The 19,400-nt window shown below is 57.0% G+C and carries 33 protein-coding genes; 5 read left to right on the forward strand and 28 right to left on the reverse strand.

Annotated features, from left to right (window positions below; translation table 11 throughout):
* Positions 1-11 precede the first annotated feature (11 nt).
* The 19 genes from EOL43_RS01050 to EOL43_RS01135 all read right to left on the reverse strand — a co-directional run bounded on the left by EOL43_RS01050 (position 12) and on the right by EOL43_RS01135 (position 9,743).
* A complete protein-coding gene (locus EOL43_RS01050; RefSeq protein WP_133484932.1) occupies positions 12-299 on the reverse strand; it encodes a hypothetical protein in 288 nt (95 codons plus the stop codon).
* Positions 300-359: 60 nt separating this feature from the next.
* Positions 360-1,868 (reverse strand): GtrA family protein, encoded by a 1,509-nt coding sequence (locus EOL43_RS01055; RefSeq protein WP_133484933.1) that lies wholly within the window; start codon positions 1,866-1,868, stop codon positions 360-362.
* A 2-nt stretch (positions 1,869-1,870) separates the two neighbouring features.
* Complete coding sequence (locus EOL43_RS01060; protein ID WP_133484934.1) at positions 1,871-2,599, reverse strand: class I SAM-dependent methyltransferase; 729 nt, start codon at positions 2,597-2,599, stop codon at positions 1,871-1,873.
* A complete protein-coding gene (locus EOL43_RS01065) occupies positions 2,589-3,605 on the reverse strand; it encodes a glycosyltransferase family 2 protein (RefSeq protein WP_133484935.1) in 1,017 nt (338 codons plus the stop codon). Before EOL43_RS01065 ends, EOL43_RS01060 begins: the two co-directional genes overlap by 11 nt.
* Positions 3,606-3,804: 199 nt before the next feature.
* Positions 3,805-3,951: a hypothetical protein gene (locus EOL43_RS15315; RefSeq protein ID WP_166636178.1), complete on the reverse strand. Its 147-nt coding sequence runs from the start codon at positions 3,949-3,951 to the stop codon at positions 3,805-3,807.
* Positions 3,952-4,066: 115 nt separating this feature from the next.
* The gene (locus EOL43_RS01070; protein ID WP_133484936.1) at positions 4,067-4,381 is read right to left on the reverse strand and encodes a hypothetical protein; all 315 of its coding nucleotides are present in this window, start codon (positions 4,379-4,381) and stop codon (positions 4,067-4,069) included.
* A 56-nt stretch (positions 4,382-4,437) separates the two neighbouring features.
* Positions 4,438-4,842, reverse strand: coding sequence for a hypothetical protein (locus EOL43_RS01075; RefSeq protein WP_133484937.1), 405 nt, complete (start codon positions 4,840-4,842; stop codon positions 4,438-4,440).
* A 98-nt stretch (positions 4,843-4,940) separates the two neighbouring features.
* Positions 4,941-5,129 (reverse strand): 50S ribosomal protein L30, encoded by a 189-nt coding sequence (gene rpmD, locus EOL43_RS01080; protein WP_133484938.1) that lies wholly within the window; start codon positions 5,127-5,129, stop codon positions 4,941-4,943.
* Between the two features lie 13 nt (positions 5,130-5,142).
* Positions 5,143-5,706 carry a 30S ribosomal protein S5 gene (rpsE, locus tag EOL43_RS01085; RefSeq protein ID WP_133484939.1) on the reverse strand — a complete coding sequence of 188 codons (564 nt, stop codon included), beginning with the start codon at positions 5,704-5,706 and terminating at the stop codon, positions 5,143-5,145.
* Between the two features lie 114 nt (positions 5,707-5,820).
* On the reverse strand, positions 5,821-6,180 hold the full coding sequence (gene rplR, locus EOL43_RS01090) for a 50S ribosomal protein L18 (RefSeq protein ID WP_133484940.1): 360 nt from the start codon (positions 6,178-6,180) through the stop codon (positions 5,821-5,823).
* Positions 6,181-6,192: 12 nt separating this feature from the next.
* Positions 6,193-6,726: a 50S ribosomal protein L6 gene (gene rplF, locus EOL43_RS01095; RefSeq protein WP_133484941.1), complete on the reverse strand. Its 534-nt coding sequence runs from the start codon at positions 6,724-6,726 to the stop codon at positions 6,193-6,195.
* A gap of 10 nt (positions 6,727-6,736) precedes the next feature.
* The gene (rpsH, locus tag EOL43_RS01100) at positions 6,737-7,129 is read right to left on the reverse strand and encodes a 30S ribosomal protein S8 (protein ID WP_133484942.1); all 393 of its coding nucleotides are present in this window, start codon (positions 7,127-7,129) and stop codon (positions 6,737-6,739) included.
* A gap of 12 nt (positions 7,130-7,141) precedes the next feature.
* The gene (rpsN, locus tag EOL43_RS01105; protein ID WP_133484943.1) at positions 7,142-7,447 is read right to left on the reverse strand and encodes a 30S ribosomal protein S14; all 306 of its coding nucleotides are present in this window, start codon (positions 7,445-7,447) and stop codon (positions 7,142-7,144) included.
* Positions 7,448-7,466: 19 nt separating this feature from the next.
* Positions 7,467-8,030 (reverse strand): 50S ribosomal protein L5, encoded by a 564-nt coding sequence (rplE, locus tag EOL43_RS01110; RefSeq protein WP_133484944.1) that lies wholly within the window; start codon positions 8,028-8,030, stop codon positions 7,467-7,469.
* Positions 8,030-8,335, reverse strand: coding sequence for a 50S ribosomal protein L24 (gene rplX / locus EOL43_RS01115; protein WP_133484945.1), 306 nt, complete (start codon positions 8,333-8,335; stop codon positions 8,030-8,032). The genes rplE and rplX overlap by 1 nt, the downstream gene beginning before the upstream one ends.
* A 1-nt stretch (position 8,336) precedes the next feature.
* Positions 8,337-8,705 carry a 50S ribosomal protein L14 gene (rplN, locus tag EOL43_RS01120; RefSeq protein ID WP_007118848.1) on the reverse strand — a complete coding sequence of 123 codons (369 nt, stop codon included), beginning with the start codon at positions 8,703-8,705 and terminating at the stop codon, positions 8,337-8,339.
* An 88-nt stretch (positions 8,706-8,793) separates the two neighbouring features.
* Complete coding sequence (rpsQ, locus tag EOL43_RS01125; RefSeq protein ID WP_133484946.1) at positions 8,794-9,024, reverse strand: 30S ribosomal protein S17; 231 nt, start codon at positions 9,022-9,024, stop codon at positions 8,794-8,796.
* Positions 9,025-9,038: 14 nt separating this feature from the next.
* Positions 9,039-9,239, reverse strand: a complete 201-nt coding sequence (rpmC, locus tag EOL43_RS01130) for a 50S ribosomal protein L29 (protein ID WP_133484947.1) — start codon at positions 9,237-9,239, stop codon at positions 9,039-9,041.
* A 165-nt stretch (positions 9,240-9,404) separates the two neighbouring features.
* Positions 9,405-9,743: a hypothetical protein gene (locus EOL43_RS01135; protein ID WP_133484948.1), complete on the reverse strand. Its 339-nt coding sequence runs from the start codon at positions 9,741-9,743 to the stop codon at positions 9,405-9,407.
* A gap of 111 nt (positions 9,744-9,854) precedes the next feature.
* Here EOL43_RS01135 and EOL43_RS01140 point away from each other — a divergent pair, with 111 nt between their 5' ends.
* Positions 9,855-10,478, forward strand: a complete 624-nt coding sequence (locus EOL43_RS01140) for a TIGR02466 family protein (protein ID WP_133484949.1) — start codon at positions 9,855-9,857, stop codon at positions 10,476-10,478.
* Positions 10,479-10,489: 11 nt separating this feature from the next.
* Here EOL43_RS01140 and EOL43_RS15320 read toward each other — a convergent pair whose 3' ends face one another.
* The gene (locus tag EOL43_RS15320; protein WP_166636179.1) at positions 10,490-10,657 is read right to left on the reverse strand and encodes a hypothetical protein; all 168 of its coding nucleotides are present in this window, start codon (positions 10,655-10,657) and stop codon (positions 10,490-10,492) included.
* Here EOL43_RS15320 and EOL43_RS01145 point away from each other — a divergent pair.
* Positions 10,656-10,994 (forward strand): excinuclease ABC subunit A, encoded by a 339-nt coding sequence (locus tag EOL43_RS01145; protein WP_240686419.1) that lies wholly within the window; start codon positions 10,656-10,658, stop codon positions 10,992-10,994. The two genes, EOL43_RS15320 and EOL43_RS01145, sit on opposite strands and share 2 nt — an antisense overlap.
* Positions 10,995-11,051: 57 nt before the next feature.
* Positions 11,052-11,633 carry a hemerythrin domain-containing protein gene (locus tag EOL43_RS01150; protein ID WP_133484950.1) on the forward strand — a complete coding sequence of 194 codons (582 nt, stop codon included), beginning with the start codon at positions 11,052-11,054 and terminating at the stop codon, positions 11,631-11,633.
* A 628-nt stretch (positions 11,634-12,261) separates the two neighbouring features.
* On the opposite strand, the gene rplP is transcribed toward EOL43_RS01150, so the two are convergent.
* The 5 genes from rplP to rplB are packed head-to-tail and all read right to left on the reverse strand — an operon-like array spanning position 12,262 to position 14,904.
* Positions 12,262-12,675 (reverse strand): 50S ribosomal protein L16, encoded by a 414-nt coding sequence (rplP, locus tag EOL43_RS01155; protein WP_133484951.1) that lies wholly within the window; start codon positions 12,673-12,675, stop codon positions 12,262-12,264.
* A 13-nt stretch (positions 12,676-12,688) separates the two neighbouring features.
* Positions 12,689-13,396 carry a 30S ribosomal protein S3 gene (gene rpsC, locus EOL43_RS01160; protein WP_133484952.1) on the reverse strand — a complete coding sequence of 236 codons (708 nt, stop codon included), beginning with the start codon at positions 13,394-13,396 and terminating at the stop codon, positions 12,689-12,691.
* Positions 13,396-13,776, reverse strand: a complete 381-nt coding sequence (rplV, locus tag EOL43_RS01165; protein ID WP_133484953.1) for a 50S ribosomal protein L22 — start codon at positions 13,774-13,776, stop codon at positions 13,396-13,398. Before rplV ends, rpsC begins: the two co-directional genes overlap by 1 nt.
* 3 nt (positions 13,777-13,779) lie before the next feature.
* A complete protein-coding gene (rpsS, locus tag EOL43_RS01170; RefSeq protein ID WP_108857556.1) occupies positions 13,780-14,058 on the reverse strand; it encodes a 30S ribosomal protein S19 in 279 nt (92 codons plus the stop codon).
* A 3-nt stretch (positions 14,059-14,061) separates the two neighbouring features.
* Positions 14,062-14,904: a 50S ribosomal protein L2 gene (gene rplB, locus EOL43_RS01175; protein WP_133484954.1), complete on the reverse strand. Its 843-nt coding sequence runs from the start codon at positions 14,902-14,904 to the stop codon at positions 14,062-14,064.
* A 348-nt stretch (positions 14,905-15,252) separates the two neighbouring features.
* Between rplB and EOL43_RS01180 the strand changes: the two genes are divergently transcribed.
* Positions 15,253-16,056: a DUF2189 domain-containing protein gene (locus EOL43_RS01180; protein ID WP_133484955.1), complete on the forward strand. Its 804-nt coding sequence runs from the start codon at positions 15,253-15,255 to the stop codon at positions 16,054-16,056.
* A gap of 118 nt (positions 16,057-16,174) precedes the next feature.
* Positions 16,175-16,453 (forward strand): hypothetical protein, encoded by a 279-nt coding sequence (locus EOL43_RS01185; RefSeq protein WP_133484956.1) that lies wholly within the window; start codon positions 16,175-16,177, stop codon positions 16,451-16,453.
* A gap of 65 nt (positions 16,454-16,518) precedes the next feature.
* Here the strand turns inward: EOL43_RS01185 and EOL43_RS01190 are convergent, their stop codons facing one another.
* The 3 genes from EOL43_RS01190 to EOL43_RS01200 all read right to left on the reverse strand — a co-directional run bounded on the left by EOL43_RS01190 (position 16,519) and on the right by EOL43_RS01200 (position 19,365).
* Positions 16,519-17,229 (reverse strand): L,D-transpeptidase, encoded by a 711-nt coding sequence (locus EOL43_RS01190; protein ID WP_133484957.1) that lies wholly within the window; start codon positions 17,227-17,229, stop codon positions 16,519-16,521.
* A 94-nt stretch (positions 17,230-17,323) separates the two neighbouring features.
* Positions 17,324-18,280, reverse strand: coding sequence for a glycosyltransferase family 2 protein (locus EOL43_RS01195; protein WP_133484958.1), 957 nt, complete (start codon positions 18,278-18,280; stop codon positions 17,324-17,326).
* Between the two features lie 86 nt (positions 18,281-18,366).
* Positions 18,367-19,365 (reverse strand): glycosyltransferase family 2 protein, encoded by a 999-nt coding sequence (locus EOL43_RS01200; protein WP_133484959.1) that lies wholly within the window; start codon positions 19,363-19,365, stop codon positions 18,367-18,369.
* Positions 19,366-19,400: the final 35 nt, after the last annotated feature.

The following is a 19,400-nucleotide window of genomic DNA, read 5'->3' on the forward strand; positions in this document are numbered from 1 at the left end:
ACAAATCAGCGCTATTGCGCGCCCGACTCGCTGCTCATACGCCGGAAAAAGCTATGGGCTTTTGTTGTTCGTACAAGCGTGTAGTTGGACATGAACAGCTCGAACTCAGGATGCGGCTGCATGAAGACCAGCCATGAGGTGAAGTTCGTCTCTTGCGGCAGCTTAACACGCGACACGGCAATCAGTTCGGGTTCATAGGCGTAAAGGTCATCCATCATGTGCTGACGGTTACGATCCAGTAGGCCATCAATTCGATCGCAGAGGTCAGGCTGCGCGGTACAGTCTGTTCGCAGCCGCATCTCAAGCGCGCCGGGATAGATCCATTGTGCTGGATAACTGCTGGCCCACTCGACCCCCAGCTAAAGCGCCGCCGGGGGGCCGGCGTCCAATCCGGATGACGTGGTCAAAAGAGGCCCAGTTATTTTCAGATCGCGTGCCACGTTGACGACATCATCGCGCAGGACGTTTCCATAGAACTGAAAGCTAAACATGATTGCGCAGGCCAAGCTGGTTGCAATTGCAGCCAACAGGCGCGCCGACCACAGGGCGCGCGCGGACAGGGCAATCCAAAACCCAGCCAGGATCACAAAACTGAACAGCGGCACCAGATGGTAAAGAAAGCCCTTCGCCTGAGCCAAGTAGCTGATCAGGCCACCAATGATCGCCAGTACAAAAACGCCACTGCCCTGTCCGGGACGGATCATGTTGGGAATAAGAATGATCAAGGCGATGACGACGACGATCTGGAGCGACTTAAGCACATTGGCAAACTCTGTCCCATAGACACCATATACCACCTGCCCGGTGGGAATGATCTCGGACAGGTAAAGCGGATACATCAGCGCGACGAAAGCAATATAACCGACGCCAACCGCAAGCATTGTCATATATTCAGGCCAGATCACGGGGCGCAGATTTCTATTGCGCCAGATGTCGCGGCCCAGCATCAGGATGGGAAAGATCAGGAAGTGCGGCTTCAGGCAGATCCCAAACGCCGCGACCAGTGCGGGCAGGATGGTTCGCGGCCCCTTATCAGACGACAGCTGCCCAACAAGCCACGGCAGGATCAGCAGCACCATAAGGTGTTCGCGCTGCGCGATGTTGTTGATGGCTGCGACGGTCACACCAAATCCCATCAAGGCCAAAAAGAGCGCGCGATGGCTGGGGCCGAGAATGTCAGCATCACGCAGAATATGCCCTGACCAAACAAGACTGCCTGCGGTCAACAGCGCGACGAATAGGTATTGGCCATTCACAAGCGAAACGCCGGGGATCTCGGCCAGCAAAACAGCGGGGATTGTCAGGAAGAAATTCAGAGGCGGGTTAATCTCGATCACGTCCACATAAAAGACGGCCCCGTTCAGGAACTTTTCGGTCGCCACAAGATACCACGCCACATCGTGGTGATGCGGGCGCGACCAGTAGACCAACAGAAAGACAACCATGAACGCCGCAGCAATCAGGATCGACATCCAATCCAGTTGGCTCTGCTGCTGATGTTGGGCAAAGACCCAGAACTTCATCGCAAGGAACGACGCCAAGGGCACCGCGATCGCGACCAAAAGCATGGACAGACCAAAGCCCTGCCCCAAACGCTCTGTGATCAGCCACACGACAGACGAACTGGTCAGCAGCCCCACAAGCGACACGAACAGGAAACGCGGCATGTGTTGGGCGTGATCCGGGCGTGTCTGGAAGGTAATTCGGGCATGCCCAAAATAGGATAGCAGTACCGCAGCGGTGAACCCGGCAAAATTCGCAGCCAAGCCTTCAAGCCCGAACACAGAATTCGCGATCAACGCAACACAGACATGCACCAGCGTGGCCAGCCCCCCTACCCCCGCGAAGCGCATGAGCTGCATGAACATGGTTAGGCTTTCTCGATCACGGCGGCCAAGGACAGACCGAAGGGCAGCGAGATGCGGCCAAGGAAATGCCGCTCGGACGAAAACAGGATCTTCATCGCAGCGTTCACTGGTGCCGGCGGCATGTCGTCATCGGGCGTGTCGCGACCCGTCAGCTTTTTCAACGCCCGCACCACAACGGCGACGGGGAACAGATACATGTTGAAATAGCTGCAATAACTCACGCGCAATCCAGCACGCCCGGCCACCTCGGTCAGGCTTTGGCGGGTATAGCGGCGGAAATGGTGGTGCGTTTCATCATGACGCGACCACAGGAACGGAAACGCCGGGACCGTCACCAATAGCTTTCCGCCCGGCGCCAAGCGCGCGCCCAATGCTGCCAAGGATGCTTCGTCCTGTTCCACATGTTCAAGCACATCAAACAGGCCGATTAGGTGATAGTCACGCGGCGCAAAGGGCAGCTCGTCTGGCAAGGCGCCAAACTGAACATCCAACCCAGACAGATCGCGCGACATCTCGCGGGCAACCTCGTCATATTCGAACGCATCAAGCTGGCCGAGTTCTTGCAACATCGCAAGGTTGCCGCCACTGCCGCAGCCAGCTTCCAAAATCCGCGCATCTGCGGGCAAATCGCCCTTTCGGCGGATCAGCGTTCCAATGATTTTACGCCGCGCCACGAACCACCAATGGTTCGCCTCAAGCTCGCTCATACGCTGATAGACATCACGATCCATCACGGGTCTCCTGTTCGTCGCCGTGCAGATACGAGCGCACGATATAAAGTGGGCGCTGGCGGACTTCGGTATAGATGCGGCCGACATATTCCCCGATGATCCCCAGCGCGAACATGTTCATGCCACCAAAGGTCAGGATCAAAATCGCGGTCGAGGCATAACCCGGCGTATCGATGCCAAGGATCAGCACGCGTACAAACAGGAAGACCGAGTACAGGAAAGACATCAGCGCCATCGTCAAACCGACATAGGTCCAGACACGCAAGGGCATGGTCGAAGCGGCAAAGATGCCGTCAAGCGCCAGCTTCCACAGCTTCCAATAGGACCACTGCGTTTCCCCGGCCAATCGCGCCGGGCGTTCATAGCTAACTTCGGCGGTTTCAAACCCGACCCAGCTGAAGATGGCTTTGTTGAACCGAGACCGCTCCCCCAGCGCATTGATCGCCTGCACCACATCGCGATCCAGCAGACGGAAATCACCAACACCCGTCGGAATTGGATACTCCGCCATCAGATTGAACAGCCGATAAAACATCCCCGCGCTGGTGCGCTTCAACCAAGTATCCTCGTCCCGCGTCGCGCGGTGCGCATTTACAACTTTCGCACCATCGCGCCAGGCGGCGATCATCTGGGGGATCACTTCAGGCGGGTCCTGAAGGTCCACGTCCATCGGAATCACCGCGTCGCCGGTTGCGTGGGTCAGGCCAGCAGACAGCGCGGCCTCTTTCCCGAAATTGCGCGACAGATTCACAAGCGAAATGCGTGCGTCCTTGGCCCGGGCCTGCGTGATGATCACCTCGGTCTTATCCGCGCTGCCATCATTGACGAACAGGAACTCGAACTCACAGGTGTCCGCCAGCTCTGCCAATGCGGTTGAGCAGCAATCAAGAAACGGCTGGATGCTGTCCATCTCGTTATAAACCGGGATGATCAGCGTGATGGTCTGGCGCGCCGAAGACGGGGCCAGGGGAATCTCGATCTCGGGGCTGCTTGTGTCTACCCCCATGAATACTGCCTCAACTGTGCCAAAAGAACTTTTCAAACATTGCTCGCGAACAGTCTACGCGTTTCGGACGCATTGTTCATGTTTAAATTGAGGCATTATGGCGGAATTCTTTGACCCGTGTGATCGACGCCAAACCCGCAAAGAAAAACCCCCGAGGCTAATGCCATCGGGGGTTTGTCCGGGAGAATGTTAAAAGCGCTTAGCCTTTGTTGCAGTCCTTCATGAACTCGGTCCAGGTCGGGGTGCATTCCGAGTTCATGAACCGGCGAACTGCGGTCTGTGCAGCAACGAAAAGGTCAGCGATGGCCGAAGCCAGCGGGGTCACGGGGTTGATCAGAGCGTTCATCTTAGCGGTCCTTAACAGGAGAATATCAGTTGTCGCCGTGATAGGAGGCGTCAGGCCAAACAACCACCGCTGAATCGGAAAGCCCGGGTTGCAAGGGATGCATGGGTTGGGGTGGTCAGGGATGAATACCTTCCAACCATCCCACCCACTCATCTGGGATCGTCGTCGAGTTAATATAGTCCTGCCGCTCATCCAGCGGCAGCGACAAAAACCATTCGCGAAAGTAGTCCATGAAGGTTTCCCCCGACCCCATACGCCATCCCATACTTGTGCGCGCATAGTCGGGAAACATTTCCCATGGCGGGGTCAGTGGGCGCGGGAGTGCGTCCAGTTCGTTTTGCGATTGCCTAAAGACGTCCTTAAGTTTCTCTCGGAGATCTGCTGGCAAAGTATCACCTTCGATCTTCCAGCTTTTCTTATTATTTTTCATGCAGATAAAATCACTTCTAGTCCACTGACAGGAAATATGACCATAACCCAAGGCCGCTACCAACTGTCGTAAATCACCGTCAGAAATCCGTCTTGATAACCTATTGCTAGAATCTGATCTGGTCGTTCCTGATATAAGTTAAATGGAGCAGGTCCGTTGCTTTTTTCAATCACCGTTGTTCCATCATACCACGCGGCATTGCCAGTCGCGATGAATCGCAGCTCTGGTCTACTCGCAAGGATCGCGTCTGTGAAATCTTCCTTGATCTCCGGCGGGCCTTTGGCTTCGATCATTGTACTGAAATCTATGAAGCCGTGATACGCGCATGAAACCACTTCCGCGTCCTGCGGTAGATAGTCATTGAGCGGACAATGATTTCGTTCAGCTACAATTAGAAAGGCCAGAAGTGCACCGATGGTCACAGAGGTCCATGTGACCACAATCTTAGCTCTGCGTTTCATATTACGACCTTCTTGCACTTAAGCGACCAAAGGAAAAACACCCCGGCCATTTCTGACCGGGGTGCTCTTTGTCTTCAAGAGAAAGTCTAAGCCGAGGCTCAGCCTTTTTCCTCGATGATCTCAACCATATGCGGGATCTTGGCGATCATGCCGCGCACGGCCGGGGTGTCTTCCAGCTCGCGGGTTTTGTGCATCTTGTTCAGGCCCAGGCCGATCAGCGTAGCGCGCTGGTCTTGGGGGCGACGGATCGGCGAGCCGACCTGTTTTACAACGATGGTTTTAGCCATTGGTCAGATCTCCTTACGCGTCTGCGGCTTCAGCCGGAGCGTCCGACTTAGCACCCAGAATGTCAGCAACCTTTTTGCCACGGCGCTGAGCGACCTGGCGGGGGCTGGCTTCTTTTTTCAGACCGTCGATGGTGGCGCGGATCATGTTATAGGGGTTCTGCGAGCCGATCGACTTCGACACAACGTCCTTGATGCCCAGCATCTCGAATACGGCACGCATCGGACCACCGGCGATGATCCCGGTACCTTCAGGTGCGGTACGCATGATCACTTTACCAGCGCCGTGACGACCTTCGGCGTCGTGGTGCAGGGTGCGGCCCTCTTTCAGAGGTACGCGGATCATCTGGCGCTTGGCTTGCTCGGTGGCTTTGCGAATGGCCTCGGGCACTTCTTTCGCTTTACCTTTACCAAAGCCGACGCGGCCTTTCTGGTCGCCGACGACTACCAGAGCTGCGAAGCCGAAGTTTTTACCACCTTTGGTGGTTTTCGACACGCGGTTGATCGCAACCAGGCGATCTGCAAATTCCGGAGCTTCGTCGCGTTCGCGGCGGTTCCGGCGGTTCTCACGTTCTGCCATCAGAACATCCTTTCATAGGCGGCGTCTTGCGCCGTTTAACTCAATCCCAGTGAACGCGACGCGCCCCCGGATCATCGGAGGGGCAGCGGATAACCACTGCCCCTCTCAAAGTTCTTAGAACTTCAGGCCGCCTTCACGGGCAGCGTCGGCCAGAGCCTTGACTTTGCCGTGGAACAGGAAGCCGCCACGATCGAAGTAGCATTCTTCGATCCCAGCTTTTTTCGCGCGCTCGGCAATCGCGGCGCCCACTTTCGAAGCGGCCTCCACGTTGTTCTTGCCAACAACACCCAGCGATTTTTCCAGCGACGAAGCCGAAGCAAGGGTGGTCCCTTGAACGTCGTCGATGATCTGAACGCTGATGTTTTTCGACGAGCGGTGCACCGAAAGGCGCAGCTTGCCGACGTTGTGCTTGCGAAGTTTGTTCCGGACGCGCAGGCGGCGCTTGAGGAACAGGGTCCGTTTGCTGTTTGCCATCTGTCTGGTCCTTTACTTCTTCTTACCTTCCTTGCGGAAGATATACTCGTCTTTGTATTTGATGCCTTTGCCTTTGTAGGGCTCGGGCTTACGCCATTCGCGGATGTTGGCCGCGGCTTGGCCGACGAGTTGTTGGTCGATGCCTTCAACGATGATTTCGGTCGGCTTCGGAGCGGTCACGGTGACGCCCTCCGGAGCGACGTAGTCAACGTCGTGCGAATAACCAAGGTTCAGCTTCAGGGTGTTGCCCTGCATCTGAGCACGGTAACCAACACCGTTGATTTCCAGCTCTTTTTTGAAGCCTTCGGTTACGCCGGTTACCATGTTGGCAACCATCGTGCGGCTCATGCCCCACTGCTGACGTGCACGCTTCGACTTGCCGCGCGGTTCAATCGACACAGCGTTGTCTTCTACGGTGATGGTCACATCATCCGTGGCGGTGAAGGTGCGGGCGCCTTTCGGGCCTTTCACTTCAATGGTCTGGCCCGACAGGCTGGCAGTTACGCCAGAGGGCAGCTCGACCGGTCGTTTACCAATACGAGACATAGAGACCTCCTTAGAAGACGGTGCAAAGCACTTCGCCACCAACATTCTGGTTGCGAGCGTTTGCATCGGACATGACGCCTTTCGGGGTCGAAACGATCGACACACCCAGACCCTGACGGACCTGCGGGATGTCTTTCGAACCCATGTAGACGCGACGGCCCGGCTTCGAAACCCGCTTCAGTTCGCGGATAACGGGCGCACCGTCATAGTATTTCAGGCTGATTTCCAAGGTGGCGTGGCCACGCTCGTCAGTGCCTTTTTCGTAGCCGCGGATGTAGCCTTCGTCAGCCAGTACATCCAGAACCCAGCCGCGCAGTTTCGACGCAGGGGTCGAAACGGTCGACTTGCCACGCATGTGAGCGTTGCGGATACGGGTGAGCATATCGCCGATAGGATCGTTCATATCTTCTCTCCCTTACCAGCTCGATTTCACCATGCCGGGGATCTGGCCAGCAGAGCCAAGTTCCCGCAGCGCGATACGCGAAACTTTCAGCTTACGATAGTAAGCGTGAGGACGACCGGTCAGCTGGCAGCGGTTGTGCAAGCGGGTGGCCGACGAGTTGCGCGGCAGTTTTGCAAGCTTCAGGCGCGCCTTGAAACGCTCTTCCATCGACTTGCTTTCGTCGTTTGCGATCTCTTTCAGCGCAGCACGCTTAGCAGCATATTTTGCCACCAGCTTTTTGCGCTTCTTCTCGCGTTCGATCATTGCTTTTTTAGCCATGTCTTTTCCTTCCCGCGGATCAGCTGTTGAAGGGCATGTTGAAGTGCTTCAACAGGCTCTTTGCTTCCGCGTCGGTTTCAGCGGTGGTGGCAATCACGATGTCCATGCCCCAGGTTTCATCAACTTTATCAAAGTCGATTTCCGGGAACACGATGTGCTCTTTCAGGCCGGTGGCGTAGTTGCCACGACCGTCGAACGAGGTACCCGATACGCCGCGGAAGTCGCGGATACGGGGCATCGCGATGGTGATCAGGCGGTCCAGGAATTCATACATCCGGTCGCCGCGCAGGGTCACCTTTGCGCCGATGATCATACCTTCACGCAGACGGAACGGAGCGTGCGATTTGCGCGCTTTCGTACCAACGGCCTGCTGGCCGGCGATTTTGGTCAGATCTTCGATTGCCGACTTGGCTTTTTTCGAGTCCTTAACGGCCTCAGCGCCACAACCAATGTTCAGAACGATTTTGTCCAGACGCGGGATCTGCATGTCGTTCTTATAGCCGAATTCCTCTTTCAGGGCGGCACGGATGCTGTCCTGATATACGGTCTTCAGACGGGGGGTGTAGTTTGCGGTATCCAGCATCAGACAGTCTCCCCGGTGGTTTTGGCGTAACGCACTTTCTTGCCGTCTTCCTCGCGGAAGCCAACGCGCGTTGCTTTGCCGTTCTTGTCCAGAAGGGCCAGGTTCGACAGCTGGATCGGCATCGCTTGCGGGATGCGGCCACCTTGGCTGTTCTGGCTCTGACGGGTGTGGCGGATTGCGATGTTCACGCCGTCAACAACGGCTTTGCCAGCTTTCGGGTCAACCGAGGTGATCTCACCCTGCTTGCCCTTGTCTTTGCCGGCCAGAACGACAACCTTGTCGCCTTTTCTCAACTTAGCAGCCATCTTACAGCACCTCCGGAGCCAGCGAGATGATCTTCATGAAGTTCTTCGCGCGCAGTTCGCGAACAACCGGTCCGAAGATACGGGTGCCCACGGGCTCGTTGTTGTTGTTCAGGATGACAGCAGCGTTGCGGTCAAAACGGATTGCGGTGCCGTCGTCACGACGGACCTCTTTGGCGGTGCGAACGACGACGGCCTTACGGACGTCACCTTTCTTTACGCGACCGCGCGGGATGGCTTCCTTAACCGAGACAACAATGATGTCGCCAACGGATGCGTATTTACGCTTGGAACCACCCAGAACCTTGATGCACTGAACGCGGCGAGCGCCGCTGTTGTCAGCTACATCCAGATTGGTTTGCATCTGGATCATGTGGTTTCTCCCGACCTTTGGGGCGCCGATGCATGGCGGAACCCCCAGGGTTTCGACTTGTTAAGTCGTCCGGGAAGGTAAGTTAAACTTAGCCTTCCAGAACTTCCCAACGCTTGGTTTTCGACTTCGGTGCACATTCGATGATGCGAACCTTATCGCCTGCCTTGTAGGCATTCTTTTCGTCGTGAGCGCGATATTTCTTCGACTTACGAACGGTTTTCTGAAGCAGCGGGTGCTTGAAGCGGCGTTCAACCGAAACAGTCACGGTTTGCTCGTTTGCGGCGCTGGTTACAACACCATTCAGGATACGTTTGGGCATACTCTCAGCTCCTCTTACTCAGCCGCAGCTTTGGCTTGTTCGCTCAGGATGGTTTTTACGCGCGCGGCGTCGCGGCGTACTTTGCGCATCTGAGCAGTGTTTTCGAGGGCGCCGGTGGCCTGCTGAAAACGCAGGTTGAAGCTTTCCTTTTTCAGCTCTGCCAGCTTTTCACGCAGCTGGTCAGGAGACTGATCACGCAGTTCCTTGGCGTTCATTCGCCTTTTCCTTTCCTTGCACCAGAGAGCTCTTCCCGTCTTAGCGGAAGGTCACCCTAAACCTGGTGGGTTATATGCAATACACACGAATCCCGTTGCCGGGAATCCGCGAGATGTGCGTCTATAGGGTGGTTAGGCCTTGGGGGCAAGGGAAAGTTTGGGTATTTAGGCGCACATTCCGTAGTCAATCCAGATCTGTACTTCGATCGGGTTTTCGCATTCGACAGCCAACTTAAGTTTGACCTCAGCCAGACGATTGGCTCTTTCAACGCAACGATGCGCTTCCCAGTTTTCCTCATCATCCAATCCAAGAATCGAGAAATCCAACCTTCCGGGCTTGGAGCCTTGGTCTACGTCTATCTCAACAGCTTCCATTGATTGAACGAACAATCCGTTTTGGTTCAGCCACGGTAGGAGGGATAGAACCTCGCTTGGAGCAAGAAAAGGCGAGCCTTTACCGGAACGAAAACGTTCTATTTGTTCGGGGGTGAGCGCGGTTGGCATGTCTATTCTTCCTTTGAAACAACCAAAAGATGCAACGGCAACAAAGCACACGCAATCACGAAAGACCTAGTCCCCCTCGCCCTCCTCTTCCGAATCCGCTATCCCTGCCCCATGGCCAATATCTCTTCCCTCTTCGTGACCCGCCTTTACCATGCTCAACTGTCCGAGTTTGACCCCAAGGTCGACCAAGACGAGCTTTATGACAGCTGCTACTCCATCGCCGAGGATGACGAGGCGGGGCAGGAATGGTGCGAAGCCGAGGGCTATCCCGGCTACACCTCTTATGCCTCCCTGACCGACCTGCCCTGGCGTTTCCCGATCTTCAAGGATCTGGTCGACAGTCTGGACAAGCACGTTGCCGCCTTCGCCGAGGATCTGGAGTTCAATCTGGATGATCGCGAATTGGTGCTCGAAGACATCTGGATCAACATCCTACCGCCCGGCGGCTATCACTCGGCACATATCCACCCGCATTCAGTCATTTCAGGAACCACCTATCTGGCGCTGCCCGAAGGCGCGGGCGCTCTGCGCTACGAAGACCCGCGCCACGCCCGCATGATGGCCGCCCCACCCCGCCGCAAAAACGCGCGTGAAGAGCTGCAGAGTTTCATTACCAAGCGGCCAGCCGAAGGGGACGTGCTCTTGTGGGAAAGCTGGCTGCGTCACGAAGTGATGCAGAACACCGGCGAGGAAGAACGCCTGTCGGTGAGCTTTAATTACAAGTGGGGCGAGTAAGCCTCCGCGCCTCACCAACCGAACGACACCAAACCGCGCCCACTCGGCGCGGTTTTGCTTTTTGGCGCGTCAAGATCGGCAAATCCCCGCGCCGGATCCCGGTGATATTGGATAACACTGGTGGTGCGGATAGCGTCATGCTCAACACGCGACACAGTCTGCATGATGAGAATGACCATGAAAGCACCCCTAAAAGCCGCCCTGATCCTATCGCTTCTGCCCCTGATGACGGGCGCCTCTTTCGCCGGGAATGGGAAAGGCAACGGCGTCGGAAACGGTGGCTGCCCGCCGGGTCTGGCCAAGAAGAACCCGCCTTGCGTCCCGCCCGGATTGGCGAAACCGAAAGAGGGCGATTACGTTCATGATTACGACTATCGCCGCATCACGGATTTCGACCGCTATCGGCTGGATCCGCAGTACAGCTATTACCGCGTGGGCGAAATGATCTATCGTGCGGACCCGACAACCTTCCAGATCCTCGAAATCATCGGCCTGATGGACGAGCTGCTGCGCTAGTTGCAATCCTCGGCGCGGCACCTATCTGCTCTGCATTGCGCCGCGCCCGAGGACACCATGAACACACTTCACGACTCCCCCCTTTCCGACCTGACGGTCGACTACGGCACCCGCCCCACCATGCCCGCAATGCCCGAGGCCACGGACGCGGATCGGCGCATGGGGCGGCGGCTGGCGGCAATCCACCGGATGCATCTGCACGATGTGGGCCGGATCGGAATCGTGCTGGATCGGATCGAGGCGGGCGAGGCCTCGGGCCAAGACCTGTCCGACGCGTTGATGTCGGCCGAGTTTGCACAGAACGTCCGGCAATTCGGATCGCTCTGCGGGCGGGAATGCAAGGTGCTGACCTTTCACCACGACGCCGAGGAATACAGCCTGTTCCCGCAACTCGCCGGAAAAGGAAACGACGCCCTACGCGCGGTCATCGACCGGCTGATGGAAGAGCACAAAGTCGTGCACGAATTACTGGTCCGCCTGGAACGCGCCGCGATGGCGCTGATGTTCGAGGTGGACGCCGAAAAGTTCAACGAGGCCCGCGCAGTGTTCCGGCAGTTGGAAACCGTGGTCCACTCGCACTTTGGATATGAAGAGACCCAGCTGGAAGAGGCCATTGGAGTGTTGGGGGTTGGGGTATAGGGCCACGCCCGATCCGGGTGGGCGTATCGCTTTGGTAGCGTTTTACGCTGCATCACCCCACCGCGAACTTCCCTAAATTTCAAAACGTCGCAATACGCCCTCCCGGGGGGAGGGTCGGGCGTGGCCCGTGCGTAAATTAACGGCTTAACTCGGATTGTATGGGTCTTTTCGGAAACGCATATATGGCTCCCACTCACCTTTACTCATTTCTTCCAACCGTTCCTCTACCGAAAGCAAGTCCATACTCAGATTCTCGATCTTGGTTTCATACCGGAAATAGAGAATGGCTATAAACACAAAGGGTATCGCTTCTTTCAAAGCCGCGAATTCTTCAAGTGACTGCCCTAGGAAGTATGTCACCGCACCAGCGACGAATACGGCGACAATGACCTAGATGTACCTCATGCCAAACCTCACCTCACAAATTGCAATAGCGGTACATTATGTCGGATAGTCAAATCCCGCCGCTTTTCATCAGTTTAGTGGGGCAAATTTTGTTTTACAAAAACAAAACCCCCGCCGATTTCTCGACGGGGGTTTTTATTTTTCTACCGGGTGCGGCCCGCGAGTTTCCTTTGGAAATTCGCTACACCGCACGCCTCGATTTTGCTTTCAGCAAATTCGAGGTTTACCAGTCCTCACGTACCACAACGCGCGATTTGATCGGCAGTTTCATGGCAGCAAGGCGCAGAGCTTCGCGAGCAACGTCGTCGTTGACGCCGTCGATCTCGAACATTACGCGGCCCGGCTTTACTTTGCAGGTCCAACGGTCCACGGAACCTTTACCTTTACCCATACGAACTTCGATGGGCTTGGCGGTTACCGGGGTGTCCGGGAAGATGCGGATCCATACACGACCCTGACGCTTCATGTGACGCGTCATGGCACGACGGGCAGCTTCGATCTGACGTGCAGTTACACGCTCGGGCTCGAGAGCTTTCAGACCATAGGAACCGAAGTTCAGGTCCGAACCGCCTTTGGCCAGACCTTTGATCCGGCCTTTGTGCATCTTGCGGAATTTTGTACGCTTAGGCTGAAGCATATCTCATATCTCCTTAGCGACGGCCGCCGGCGCCACGGGGCGCGGGACCTTCCTGGAGCTCAGCTTGACGACGATCACGAGCCGACGGATCGTGCTCCATGATTTCGCCTTTGAAGATCCAGGTTTTGATGCCGATGATGCCATAGGGCGTCATTGCTTCGGCGTGTGCATAGTCGATGTCAGCGCGCAGGGTGTGCAGCGGCACACGACCTTCGCGATACCATTCGGTACGCGCGATTTCAGCACCGCCAAGACGGCCAGCAACGTTGATACGGATGCCCAGGGCGCCCATACGCATGGCGTTCTGCACGCCGCGCTTCATAGCACGACGGAAGGACACACGACGTTCCAGCTGCTGAGCGATCGATTCTGCAACCAGGGCAGCGTCCAGTTCGGGCTTGCGAACTTCGACGATGTTCAGGTGCAGTTCCGAGTCGGTGATGTTGGCGATTTTCTTGCGCAGGGTTTCGATGTCTGCGCCTTTCTTGCCAATGATCACACCGGGACGAGCAGTGTGGATCGTTACGCGGCACTTTTTGTGCGGACGTTCGATGATCACACGGCTGATACCAGCCTGCTTGCATTCGGTCTTGATGAAGTCACGAATTTTCAGGTCTTCCAGAAGAAGATCACCGTAATCTTTCGTGTCTGCGTACCAGCGGCTATCCCAGGTGCGGTTGACCTGAAGACGCATGCCGATCGGATTTACCTTATGACCCATTAGGCTTGCTCCTCAATTTGACGCACCTTGATGGTGAGCTCCGAGAACGGCTTCATGATTTTGCCGAAACGACCACGGGCGCGCGGACGACCGCGTTTCATGGTCAGGTTCTTGCCCACATAGGCCTCGGCGACGATCAGTTCATCGACGTCCAGGTTGTGGTTGTTCTCGGCGTTCGCAATCGCGGACTGAAGGCATTTCTTCACGTCCTGAGCAATCCGCTTGTTCGAGAAAGTCAGATCGGTCAGAGCACGATCAACTTTCTTGCCACGGATCATTTGCGCGACCAGGTTCAGTTTCTGCGGGGACGTACGAAGCATGCGGGTTTTCGCCATTGCTTCGTTCTCGGCCACGCGGCGGGGATTCTTATCCTTACCCATGGCTTATTTCCTCTTCGCTTTTTTGTCAGCGGCGTGACCGTAGTAGGTACGGGTCGGCGAGTATTCACCGAACTTCTGGCCGATCATGTCTTCGGTCACCAGCACGGGAACGTGCTTCTGGCCGTTATAGACGCCAAAGGTCAGACCCACGAACTGGGGCAGAATGGTCGAACGACGCGACCAGATCTTGATGACCTCGTTTTTGCCCGACTCGCGGGTCTTTTCAGCCTTTTTGAGGACGTAAGCGTCAACAAAAGGGCCTTTCCATACAGAACGTGCCATATCTTAGCGGCCCTTCTTCTTGGCGTGACGCGAGCGGATGATCAGCTTCGACGACGCCTTGTTCTTGTTGCGGGTACGTGCACCTTTGGTCGGCTTGCCCCACGGGGTTACCGGGTGACGACCACCAGAGGTACGACCCTCACCACCACCGTGCGGGTGATCGACCGGGTTCATAACAACACCACGGACCGACGGGCGGATGCCTTTGTGACGCATACGACCGGCTTTACCGAAGTTCTGGTTCGAGTTGTCGGGGTTCGACACGGCACCAACGGTGGCCATGCATTCCTGACGGACCATGCGCAGTTCGCCCGACGACAGGCGGATCTGAGCGTAGCCACCGTCACGACCAACGAACTGAGCATAGGTACCAGCTGCACGAGCGATCTGGCCGCCCTTGCCCGGTTTCAGTTCGATGTTGTGGATGATGGTACCGATCGGCATGCCCGAGAACGGCATAGCGTTGCCCGGCTTCACGTCGGCTTTGGCCGATGCGACGATGGTGTCACCAACAGCCAGACGCTGCGGTGCCAGGATGTAAGCCTGTTCGCCATCTTCGTACTTGATCAGTGCGATGAAAGCGGTGCGGTTGGGGTCATATTCGATCCGTTCAACCGTGGCTGCGACGTCAAACTTGTTACGTTTGAAGTCAACGATACGATAGAGACGCTTCGCACCACCACCTCGGCGGCGCGACGTGATCCGTCCGGTGTTGTTCCGGCCGCCCGACTTGGTCAAACCCTCGGTCAAGGATTTGACAGGACGTCCTTTCCACAGCTCCGAACGGTCGATCAGAACCAGCCCACGCTGGCCCGGCGTCGTCGGTTTGTACGACTTAAGTGCCATGTTTACTGTCTTCCGTTTGCATGTGCGGGCAAATGGATTGCCCGGATGTTATAGGGCCCCGAAGGTCCCCAAGTTCAAAATATCACGGGCCCCGGAACGAATCCGAGGCCACAAGACTTGCGCGACCTATCAGGGTTGGGGGGATGTGGCAAGGGCCAAGACGGATTCATTTCGCACCGATCGCCCTTTATCGTAAGGCTTTGCGCACTGCCCTTCGCGCGGCCCTTGCCCTCTCTTGCCCCGAAAGCGCGGGCTATGCAAACATGTATCCATACGAGGGGGTTCCGTTTCGCAGCCGGACCTACCAACAGGCGGTCAGCGCGGAGCCCTTTAAGGGAGGACTGCGCTATGACATCCAAGACCACAGACACCACACCACCAGCCCCGCATTCACCGGCCGAGATCGAAGTGAACACCGTGACCGCCACCGACATCAGCGCATCGCTGAAGGCTGGCTTCTCGGACTTTATGGCCCGCCCGGTCATGAGCGGCTTCTTCGGCCTGTTCTACGCGGTCTTCGGCATTCTGTTTGTCTGGTGCCTGGTCTGGCTGGGCTATATCTGGATGATCATCCCCGCGATGGTCGGCTTCCCTCTGGTCGCCCCCTTCGCCGCCGCCGGGCTTTACGAAATGTCGCGCCGGCGTCAGAAGGGCGAACACTTCGGCTGGTCCGAGATCCTCACCGTCATGGCCCGTCAAAGCAAACGCGAGATGGGCTGGATGGCCTTTGTCACGCTCTTTGTCTTCTGGGTGTGGATGTACCAAATCCGGCTGTGGCTCGCGATCATCCTGCAAGATGCCTCGTTCTCCAGCATGGACGGGTTCCTGACCGCCGTATTCTTCACACCCGAAGGCTGGACCTTCCTCGCCATCGGCACAGGCGCAGGCGCGATCCTGTCGGCGGTCCTCTTCTCGGTCACCGTGGTCGCCATGCCCATGCTGCTGGACCGAGAGGTCGATTTCGTCACCGCCATGCTGACCTCGGTCCGCGTTGTCACCGAAAACCCGGTGACCATGCTGACATGGGCGGCCATCATCTCGGTCACCATCCTGCTGTCACTGGCATCGGCGTTCTTCGGCCTGATCTTCACCCTGCCGATCCTTGGCCACACGACGTGGCATCTGTATCAGCGGGCGGTAACGGTGGAATAGGCGTGAACTGATTGCCCCGAAAGGCCAATACTTCTTGAGACGTACGTGGCCTTTCTCCCCTTCCCTTCGCCTCTAAAATCCCCCATCCTCTCGCCAACTAAACTTTTGGAAGAGCGTAATGAAGAACCTAGTACTTTTGGCGGGTGTTGCCGCGTTTGGGCTGTCGGGCTGTGTGGCGCCCTCGGGCGTCGCGAATATGGACCCGAACCTAAAGACCCGCGCAACCCTGCCGCCCGAAGTGGCCGAGACAGTAGCGCCGGGACAAGACACCAGCGACATTCGCGTGGATGCCCGTGATGGCTGCCTGATGTATCGGCACACGGGCCCGGTCGAGACGACCTATATTCCACTGCGCAACAAAAAGGGTCGCGCGATCTGCATCAAGCAGGACGCATAAGATCTGCCTCAGAACAGAAACGGGCGGCCCGATGGGGCCGCCCGTTTTCGTTTAAGGGGTCCGGATCAGGCCGGGTACAGATGCGCGGTCACGCCGGTTTCGACCTGATCATACAGCCCAATGATATGCGCCATCACCATCCGCACACAGCCCGAGCTGGCGCGCGAGCCGATCGAGCGCGGCTGCGGCGAGCCGTGGATGCGCAGATATGTATCGCGGCGGCCTTCGTACAAATACAACGCGCGCGATCCCAGCGGGTTCGACGGACCTCCGTCCATGCCATCTTCGTATTTCTTGTACTTGTGCGGCTCGCGCTCGATCATGTCCTTGGTCGGGATCCAGGTCGGCCATTTGGTCTTGCGGCCAACGGTATAGACGCCGGGCTCGTACAGGCCACTGCGGCCGATCGCGACGCCATAGCGCATCGCCGTACCGTCATCGCGGATGTGATAGAGGTACCGCGCCACCGCATCCACGTGGATGTCACCGGGCTTCAACCCGTCATTCGCCTGCACAATCCGCGGCAGCAAGCGCGGCTTCAGACCCCACGGGTTCGAGGTCATGGGATCGTAATTGGCAGGCGTCACCCGCGCGTCATAGCTGTTCCACATGGCCGAGTTGGACACCGGACGGCGCTTGACCTTAACCGGCTCGACAGGTGCGGCGGCTTCGGGGGTGACCTCAGCCGTCGCGGTTTCTTGCGCCAGCAAGGGCGACGCGATGGGGCCGGAAAACATCGTGGCCGTCGTGATGACGAAATGGCGGCGGGTTAGCATTAGCAGTCCTCGTATCAGTATGAATCACTCGTCGAACAGTCCCACACTACCTAGGGTTTCGGGCAAAACGAGTCAAAAGCGCGTGTGCGTCGGATTAACTCCAGATCCGTGTCAAAAGCCCCAGACGCGTCAGGATGAATTGTTGCCAGCGGGTCAATCCGTAAAGGCGACGGAAAGCGTGCTCGGATTTGCCCTGCTGGAAGGCCTGCGCGATTTTCTCTGCTTGGCGACGGCGGGACGCCCCCATATTGGCGGCAACTGTCGCGCCACTGATCCGCGACTGCCATTTCCGATGCCAGCGGTCGCTTCCGATTGCATCGAAATGGACAACACGAGTATGCGCATCGTCTGGCAGGAGGTCGTGCAGAAACTCCAATCGCCGGCCATTCACACGGGATTTGTGACAGGTCATCTGCTCGGGAACAACGCCGCGCCGCAAAAGATGCTTTCCGGCCGTATAGCCAGCCGTGCATCGGCTCATCACGCGACCGTCGGGGCCGAACACCAGATAGGGAAGAATGTACTTCCCAATCACTGAATTTCGCGCGGGGCGACGCTCGTATCCGCACCCAAATTCCTGTGTGATATCATCCGAGACACCCCAGACAGCTTCGGTATTCCGGACCCGAACTCCGGGCTGGCTGTCTGGAACCTGTGCCAACACTTCGCCAATCGGAATGTCCGCAGCCAGAAACTCGTCCGCATCGCAGAACAGCAACCAATCTGACTGGTTTTTCTCGATTGCCATCATGCACGTCGCGATCTGCTTTTCCTCAAGCGCGGGCGCGGTCACGTCAGGCAATGCGCTCTGCCAAAACGCCGGATCGCACACCGTTATGGTCACAAACGGATCCTGCCCCCAAACGCCACACACATCCTGCGCTTCATCGTTCGTGCCGTCGAAATACAGATAGATGTGAGCGGCTTCCGCATCGCGACAGTGATCAATGAACCGCCGTAGATCCGAAACGGTTTCGCGTGCGGTGAGGCAGACGGCGAAGCTGTCGCGCGCCCTACCCGCGCGAGGGATATGAGAAAGAGGCTTCTGCATAGATAGGTTTACCTGCTGGCGGCGTCTTGCATGCGTTCATGCTCCCCGGAGCGTAAGAAACGCCCTGATGGTCGCAAGATGCAACACTATTCGGGACGCGCTTCGCGGGGAAGTTGCCCAAGCAGCCTCAGCCGCGTCAGAATCCGCTTCTGCCACCGGTTCACACCATAGATGCGACGGAACTGACGCTGAGGATTTCCTTTTTGAAAGGCACGTCGCGCCGCTTCGAGCTGGGCAACCCGCGACTCGCCAACCGGACCCGTATTTGTGCTTCCCGAAAGGCGACCCTGCCATTTGTCTTTCCAGCGCCCAAAGCTGATCGCATCGAAATGCACCACATGCCAGTTATGCTGTTTCTGGATCCGCATAGGCAGATAAGGCACAGGCTGGCCGTCGAAGAATGAGACGTGACTGGTCGATTCATCCGGATAGGCCCCACGACGCAAGAAATGCTTCCCCATGCTGTGCCCGGCGGTGCCCTTGATCATCTCACGCCAGTCCCGTCCATAGACCAGCATCGCGATGAGGTTACGCCAATTCTTCTTTTTTGGGCCCTTCAGACGACGGTGCGTGCCGAAACTGAAACGCTCGTATCCGCTGCCATAGGGTTGTGTGACATCATCGTCCGGGCCCCAGACGGCTTCCGAGTTCTTCAGCCTCACGCCTTTCATGTCATCGGGAAGCTGCGCCAGCGCGACACCGATTGGCCGGTCACCAACAATGAACTCGTCTGCGTCGCAGAAGAACAGCCAGTCCGACGTGTTCATCGCGATCGTCCGATCACGCAGTGCCTCTTGCTTTTGCGGCAGCGAAGGCACCTTTTCGTCTGGATAAGCTTCTTTCCAGAAGGCTTCATCGCACCCTTGGACCGTCACGAAGCCATAAGGCGCCAGCGCCTCTGTCACCTCGTCCGAGACCTCTTTCGTATCGTCAATATACAGAAAGACCTGCTCGGCTCCGGCAAGTTGATAATGCTCGACGAAGGCACGCAGAACCGACACGCTTTCGCGCGCGCAAAGCGTGACTGAAAAACTGTCGATACTGTCGTCCTTGGCGATCTCATCCCGAAAATCAGCGGTGAACATACTAGGCAATCCTGCTCTTGGTGTTTTGTCCGGTT

The sequence above is a fragment of the Aliiroseovarius marinus genome (assembly GCF_004360145.1).
GTDB classification, from domain to species: domain Bacteria; phylum Pseudomonadota; class Alphaproteobacteria; order Rhodobacterales; family Rhodobacteraceae; genus Aliiroseovarius; species Aliiroseovarius marinus.